This window comes from Martinezella sp. CNPSo 3964 (assembly GCF_057784375.1).
Genome location: NZ_JBXSOW010000026.1, coordinates 1 through 7,462, shown reverse-complemented (window position 1 = coordinate 7,462; position 7,462 = coordinate 1). Strand labels below are relative to the sequence as shown.

General features: G+C 57.2%; 3 protein-coding genes. 2 read left to right on the top strand and 1 reads right to left on the bottom strand.

What is annotated here, in order from left to right; genetic code table 11:
* Window positions 1-4,027 (top strand): beta strand repeat-containing protein (locus tag AC13Q5_RS34900; protein ID WP_488504949.1); only part of this gene is annotated, 4,027 nt, incomplete at its 5' end.
* Between the two features lie 610 nt (window positions 4,028-4,637).
* On the top strand, window positions 4,638-5,606 hold the full coding sequence (locus AC13Q5_RS34895; protein ID WP_488504948.1) for a phytanoyl-CoA dioxygenase family protein: 969 nt from the start codon (window positions 4,638-4,640) through the stop codon (window positions 5,604-5,606).
* Window positions 5,607-5,727: 121 nt separating this feature from the next.
* Here AC13Q5_RS34895 and AC13Q5_RS34890 read toward each other — a convergent pair whose 3' ends face one another.
* Window positions 5,728-6,663 (bottom strand): glycoside hydrolase family 16 protein, encoded by a 936-nt coding sequence (locus AC13Q5_RS34890; protein ID WP_488504947.1) that lies wholly within the window; start codon window positions 6,661-6,663, stop codon window positions 5,728-5,730.
* Window positions 6,664-7,462: the final 799 nt, after the last annotated feature.

Sequence of the window (7,462 nt, the reverse complement as noted above, 5' to 3'; positions counted from 1 at the left end):
CACGCTGCCGCAGCAGGCCATCGTTGCAGCGCTTCAGCAGCAGGGCATCAACGTCGCTGAAGGTCCCGATGGTTCGGTTCACGCCGGCAATAGCACGGACTCCGGCCACCAGTTCACGGACAGCCAGGCCGGGAATGCCCGCACGCCGCTCAATCTGATCGGTCTCCTTGGTCCTGCCGATGTAATCGGCAGCGGTCCCGGCGGTCCGGGAACCCAGGATAACAATCGCGGCAATGCCCAGGCCACTCAAACCCAACAGACCGTCGCTCCCCTGACAACCGCGGCAGACACCGGCTCGCTGCAGTCCGGCGCGACGACCTCGTCGGATGCGGCGCATGGCGTACTTGCCAATGATGTCACAACGATCGGCGGTCTTCAGGTGGTCGGTGTGACAGCGGGCAGCGCGACCGCGGCGCAGTCCGCAAATGTCGACAGCGCGATCGTCACGACGCTCGGGACGCTGACGCTGCATGCGGACGGCTCCTACAGCTACCATGCCAATCCGAACGAGAGCGGCACTGATACCTTCACCTACACGGTCAGGGACGCTAACGGTACGCTCTCGACGACGACGCTGACCTTCACGGTGACGGACGGCCGCACGAGCCAGCCCGAGACGGCGGACCCGGCGAAGCTGTCGGAAGCCAATCTTCCGGGAGGCACCGCGCCGTCGGAAGCGGCCGTGACGGCGCAGGGCAGCATCACGCTTGCCGATCCCGACGCCCCGCATATCACCAGCGTCCTCGACGCCAAGGGCGCCTCGGTTACCGTCGATGCCAGCGGCACGACGACGGTCCAAGGCTCCTTCGGCACGCTGTCGATCGACGCGGACGGCAAGTACAGCTACACGCTGACGACGTCAGGTGCCCATGCCGGCGGCGAGCAGGAGACGTTCACCTATACGGTCACGGACCAATACGGCAACACCACCACCTCGACCCTGAGTTTCACCATCGCCGACGATGCGCCGATCGCCACGACAGATACCGGCTCGCTGCAGTCCGGCGCGACGGTCACGGCCGATGCAGCGTCGGGGGTGCTTGCCAATGACGTGACGGGTGCCGACGGCGGCCTCCAGGTGGTTGGTGTTGCAGCGGGCAGCGCGACCGCGGCGCAGTCGACAAATGTCGACAGCGCGATCGTCACGACGCTCGGAACGCTGACGCTGCATGCGGACGGCTCCTACAGCTATCATGCCAATCCGAATGAGAGTGGCACGGACACCTTCACCTATACGATCAAGGATGCCGATGGCAGCTTGTCGACGACGACACTGACCTTCACGGTGACGGATGGCCGCACGAGCCAGCCCGAGACGGTAGATCCGGCGAAGCTATCGGAAGCCAATCTCCCGGGTGGCACCGCGCCGTCGGAAGCAGCCGTGACGGCGCAGGGCAGCATCACGCTTGCCGATCCTGACGCTCCGCATATCACCAGCGTCCTCGACGCCAAGGGCGCCTCGGTTACCGTCGATGCCAGCGGCACGACAACAGTCCAAGGCTCCTTCGGCACACTGTCGATCGATGCCGACGGCAAATACAGCTACACGCTGACGACGTCAGGCGTTCATGCCGGCGGCGAGCAGGAGACGTTCACTTACACGGTCACGGACCAAAACGGCAACACCACCACCTCGACCCTCAGCTTCATCATTGCCGATGACGCGCCGACGGTTGGAGACGTCGATATCGTCTCCGTCAGCGAGCATGAGTTGGTGACGGCCGACAATACGACGGTATCCGGTTCGCTGGGGATCATCGCCTTTGGTGCCGATGGTCCTGCAACCAGCAACAGCGTTGCCTTCGACAGCGCCTCACCGGTGGATGCTGACGGCAATCCGCTCGTTCTGATCTCACATGGCGAGGCCGTTCACTTCGTCGTGGTTGGTGCGACCCTCTATGGTTATACCGGCGATGCCCCGGCCTCGGGCTCGGCACCGACCTTGAGCCAGCTGGTCTTCGAGGTAGGCCTGGCGGCTCCCAACGGTACGCACACGACAGGCTCCTACGAATTCACGCTCTATAGGCCGCTGGACGATGGCGACAGCACGAACAATCTTTCCGACATCAAGCTCACCTTCAGCTACACGGCGACGGATGCTGATGGCTCGCACAATACGGGGAACTTCACGGTCGATGTGATTGACGATGTGCCGGTCCCCGGAGCGCCGGTCCCCGATCAGACGCTCACCGAGGACAATCTGGTGTTGGCTTCGGGATCACTTGTCAGCGGCGGCATCAGTACTGGCGACGTCGAGCTGAATTTCTCCTTCGGCGCGGACGGCCCGGCAAAAACCGCGGTTACGTTTGTCAGCCAGACGGCGGTCTCAAATATCACTCTGACCGATGGCTCCGGTCATGTGCTTGATTTGTCGCACCTCACCTCGGGTGGAAATGCATTGCAATATTCCCTGAGCAGCGACGGTACCCTGCTCACGGCCTATTATTCCTCGCAGGGGAATGACGTAACGGTCTTTACTGTCGCACTGTCTGAAAATGGAACTCACGTCAGCGGCGCTTATAATTTCACACTCTACAGGCCGATCAGCGACCTTGATGCGACCGATTTCAAGCTGAGTTTTGCAGTCGCCGGTCATGATGGCGACGGCGATACAACGGCAGTATCCCAATCGTTCTCGGTTGATATTCATAACAACCTACCTGCTGCGAATAACTGGTCCCTTACCACGAATGCGGTGCCGGGCGAGACGATAACCATCCCGACGGCGGCACTCTTGTGGGAGGCGTCCGGAGCCCATCACGCGGACCTTTCCATTGCCGGAATCATGGGATCGGTCGCCACCCTGAACGGGGACAGCGTCACGATTGCGGTCTCCGGCCATGCCGAGTCGTTCGACTACACCGTGACGGACGGAATTCATCAGACGGTCTCCACGGTGAGCATCGATAGCCATTGGACGACAACCGGTACCGCAGCGAACGAGATTTTCGTGGCTGCGCACAGCGGCGATGGCTATACGATCATTGGCGGCCTTGGAAACGACGTCCTGATCGGCTCGGCAAATACTGCCGAGAACATTCTCTATGGTGACGGGACTTCGGAAACGGCCCAGGACGGCAATGACCTTTTGATCGGTGGCATCAACTCGACCAATATCCTGTACGGTGGGGGTGGAGATGACACGCTCATCGGTGCCGAGCATGCACTCAATAAAATGTATGGCGGTAGCGGTAACAACACGATTATCGGCGCGGCGAATGCAACGAACGAGATGCATGGCGGCAGCGGCAACGACTTCCTGTCCGGTGGAGACTACGCGACGAACACGATGGATGGTGGAGATGGTGACAATACCTTCGTCGCCGGTCTGTTCTCCATGAATACTATGATCGGCGGAAGCGGAAACGATACCTTCAAGCTCATCGAAAACTCGTTCAACACGGTCGCCGGTGGGGGTGGCAACAACGCGCTTGACTTTTCTCGCTTCAGTCATGGAATAGAGATCACTTTAGCGCACAGCAGCACCGTCACCCACTTCGACATCTCTGGTGGCGGCCTGGATTACTCGGATATCAGCGGAATTATCGGAACACCCTATGACGACGTTATCATTGGAAGCGATCACTCCGACTATCTCTTCGGCGGCGCCGGAAACGATATCCTGATCGGAGGCGCGGGCAATGATACGTTGGATGGCGGCTCGGGTTTCAATGTAATGACTGGTGGAGCGGGCGCCGACACGTTCATGATTGATGCCGCTGCCCTGAGCAAACTCGACCCGGCCGATATCATAACGGATTTCCATCCGGCCACCGAAGGGGATGTGCTCGATGTGACGGGTTTGATTGACGCCCTCATCAAACAGGATGGCTTGTCGCAGGCAAACGCACTTAATCATTTGACTGCCGTCGTGGATGACAAAACCAACGCCACAACGATCTCCGTGCAAACTGCGACTGAAACCCACGCGGTTGTCACATTGCAGAATTTCACTCCGGATGCCGCTGGCGTGAAGATCCTGTACGCTCACGACGAGCACGCGCTTGCGACCTCTCACACGGGATAAGTCCTGCCCCAAGTTGCTGCGGAGCTAATTCGCGCCGATTGTCCCGGGCACGGAAGGGCTACGAATGTGAACCCATGTCGACCATGGCCAGCGAGCAGCGGATTGCGCCTTTGGCGGCACGCGGGGGCCACGATGTGAGAACCCTCTGGGTATTTGGGATCAGGTTCTGGCTATCCAATGGGCAGCAAAAAACAGGAGCACCCACAAAAGCGTGGAAACCAGGATGGCTAGCAGGAGATATTTTAGGCGATTCGTCATGGCGCAACGATAGTGACCGTTCGTGCAGTCTTCACACTAGATGCCTCGATATGATTAATGATTGATAAAGGCCCGGGGGTCGCAATTGCATCTCGCGTTCTGAATGCGTTGCAGGCCGGTTCATCTGACTTATCGATTTCATGATGGGAGGGCCGTGTGCCGCTTGGTGAGAAAACCAAAGGCGGTAAGGGACGCCACGTTCGCGACAAGCCGAAGGCTTCAATGCGCTTGGTCCCACCACGCTGAAGAGAGGATCATATTTTGACGTTCAAAGATCGCGGATGCATCTTCCTTGTCGTCACGAATCCTGAAACAGTAGTCGACGGGGGCTGTATTTTATAAGGATTCTACGGTGCGCAACACCATCCCCAGGAAAATCTATCGCCGAGTCCGTAACTTGCCATCCGAGTTGGCGTTGTGGGTGATCAATCGCCCTACGATCGAAGCCAAGCTTCGCACTTCGTATGATCGGGCGCGCATTGACCATTTGTCGAGCCTGCCTAAGCTATGCGACCAAGATGCCGAGATTGTGGAGAGACTGAACAGCGATGGCGTGTGCGTTACCACGCTATCGTCGCTCGACCTGTCGCTCAACAACGAGATGTTTGCTTCAGCGCAGCTGATTGCTAAGACCTATGAGCAGCGTGTGCGGCAAAATGTATACGATGGCTGGGAGACGATTACGGCGACGCCTGACGAGATCATGAGCAATCCCGCCATTTTCCTCTGGGGGCTGAACCAACGCTTGCTGAACATTGTCGAGGCCTATCTCGGTCTTCCAGTCGCCTACGACGGAATGAACATGTTCTACACCGTTGCGGATGGTCGCCAGATTGGCACGCGAAAGTGGCATCGAGACCGCGAGGATCGGAGAATGGTCAAGATCGCGGTCTATTGCAATGATGTCGATGAGGGCACCGGCCCCTTGCAGGTCGTCCGCCCGAACGTCGTTACAGGCGATCTGGCGGACAAATTCACCTATCCCGCGCTCAGCCAGGAATTGCTTGAGGCAAGGCTCGGTGGTCCTGTCATCGATCGCGACGTCGTCACCTGCACAGGCTCGGCGGGAACGGTCATCTTCAGTGACACGGCCAGTCAGTATCACCGTGGCAAACCTGCCACGTCGCGCGACCGTTGCGCGATCTTTTACAACTACTTCTCACGCAGCCCGCGCCATCCGTTTTTCTGCGAACGATCCGGTCTATCCCGCAGCCAGATCGCTGAACTGTCACATGCACTCACTCCGGAACAGAAGAGTTGCATCAATTGGCGCGATGATTTGCCCAAGGCTGTGCGTCTAATCCCCCGGAATATAGCCTGAACGGCTATTGCAATGTGAGCCTCGACCGACGACCGTGATGTGCGAATGTGGATCTTGGCCCATGCTACACTGGAGTGCGTGATAGGCCGAATTGGGAAAGCGGCGCGCCGGACGCTGAAGCTTAGGGCCGGTAGGCCATGACCTTTACCCAGTCGACCATCATCGATTGTGGCAAGGCGTCGTCAGCCGGTTGACCCGGCCAATCGCCTCCAATTGCAATGTTCAAGATCATGTAGAAGGGCTGATCGTCGAAAACCCATTTCTGCCCGGGTTGGAGTTTGCTGGCTTCGGCGGTCTTGAAGAGCTTGCCATCGAAAAACCATTGGATTTGCCCCGGCGTCCATTCGATCGCGTAATCGTGAAAATCATCGGCGAGAGCCCCATCAGCCACGTGTTCGCCAGGGCTGGAATAGCCCGGCGCATGGAGGTTGGCGAACACAGTCCCAGGGTTTGCGCCAATATTTTCGACGACATCGATCTCGCCGTTCGCGGGCCATTGCCCGGCATTGCCCATCAACCAGAAGGCCGGCAACAATCCCGGACCACGTACTATCTTGGCCCGGATTTCAAAACGACCATATTTCGCGCTGAACCGGCCCTTCGTCTTGATCCTGCCGGACGTATAGCGTCCATCGGGCTCTTTGCGCGCGGTGATCACGAGGTGTCCCAAGCCATCCAGCCGCACATTGTCCGCACTGTTTGTATAGGTCTGCTTCTCGTTGTTCCCCCAGAGAGCATTTCCGTAACCCAGATCGTATACCCACTTGGCAGGATCAGGTCGTCCCGCTGGTCCATTGAAGTCGTCGCGCCACACTGTCTCAAAGGAACCAGCTGCCGCGGATGACGCCATGGCCGTTGAAACGGCGAGGACGACCAAGAAGCGGCTAATCAAAGTCGGCATTCCGAACAGCCCTGCCCAAAGCAGCGCAAGCGTCTTCGAACGACCTTCGCTCAGCTTGCCTGATTGAAACATCGTGATAGATGTTGAAGGAGAGGAGTTTCGGTACATGCTGTATATTGTCTTTGTCATCTGGCTGCTTGGCTTGATCGCCATCATTCTTGGCTTCCTGCTCTTGTCAAGCTCCGACGAGAAAAAGCGCGTATCACCCTGGAAGATGTTTCTTGCCTATGTATTCTGGCCCGTCACCCTCATTGCCGCGATCCTGCAATCCTTGCGTTCGCGGTCAATGTAGGTGCCTCATGATTTCCTGGATCGATCAGGATGCTAGCCGGGGATGAGCAAGGTGGCCAAGTTCGTGTGTCGAGCTACCTCGTTTCGCATATTAATGCCCGATTAACCCATTGTCGATGTCAGGGCTGCGGTAAGCATATTGGTAAGATGTTGAAGCTAGCATCCATCGCCGTATAGCGACGCCCCTTGATTGAGGAAAACGGTATTGAGCTCGAGATTGAAAAACCTGCTGATGGCGGTCGGTGTTGCCGTTACGATGTGGGGTGGGATCATTGGTGCCGGCAGGTGGATGTTCGATCAGATTCAACCAGGAATTGATCAACAGCAAACTGCAAGCACACGATAGTCTTGCCCGGACAGCCGAGGCAATTGAAAATGCGAGTAATGTACAGCAATAGCCAAAAATATTTTTCTTATATGTATTAAATATAACATATACTTGCAATAATAGGGAGCACTAAAATTAGCTTAGTACAGGCGAGAGAAGTTATACAATATTTTATTAATGGATCAGCTAAGTCTCTCTTGAATATCCGTACGACTTGATCTTAGAAGAATTTATTGGGCATTCGGGCAGATGCATTGATCAAGCGCGTAATCCTCTCGGCAATTGCAAGGATCATTCAGGATGGCTACCAAGAAGGTTCGTAAGGCAGTATTTCCG

What these genes read in the sequence shown, in the direction of transcription:
- AC13Q5_RS34890 (WP_488504947.1), bottom strand. Translation starts at nt 6,663, where the DNA reads ATGATGGCGATCAAGCCAAGCAGCCAGATGACAAAGACAATATACAGC.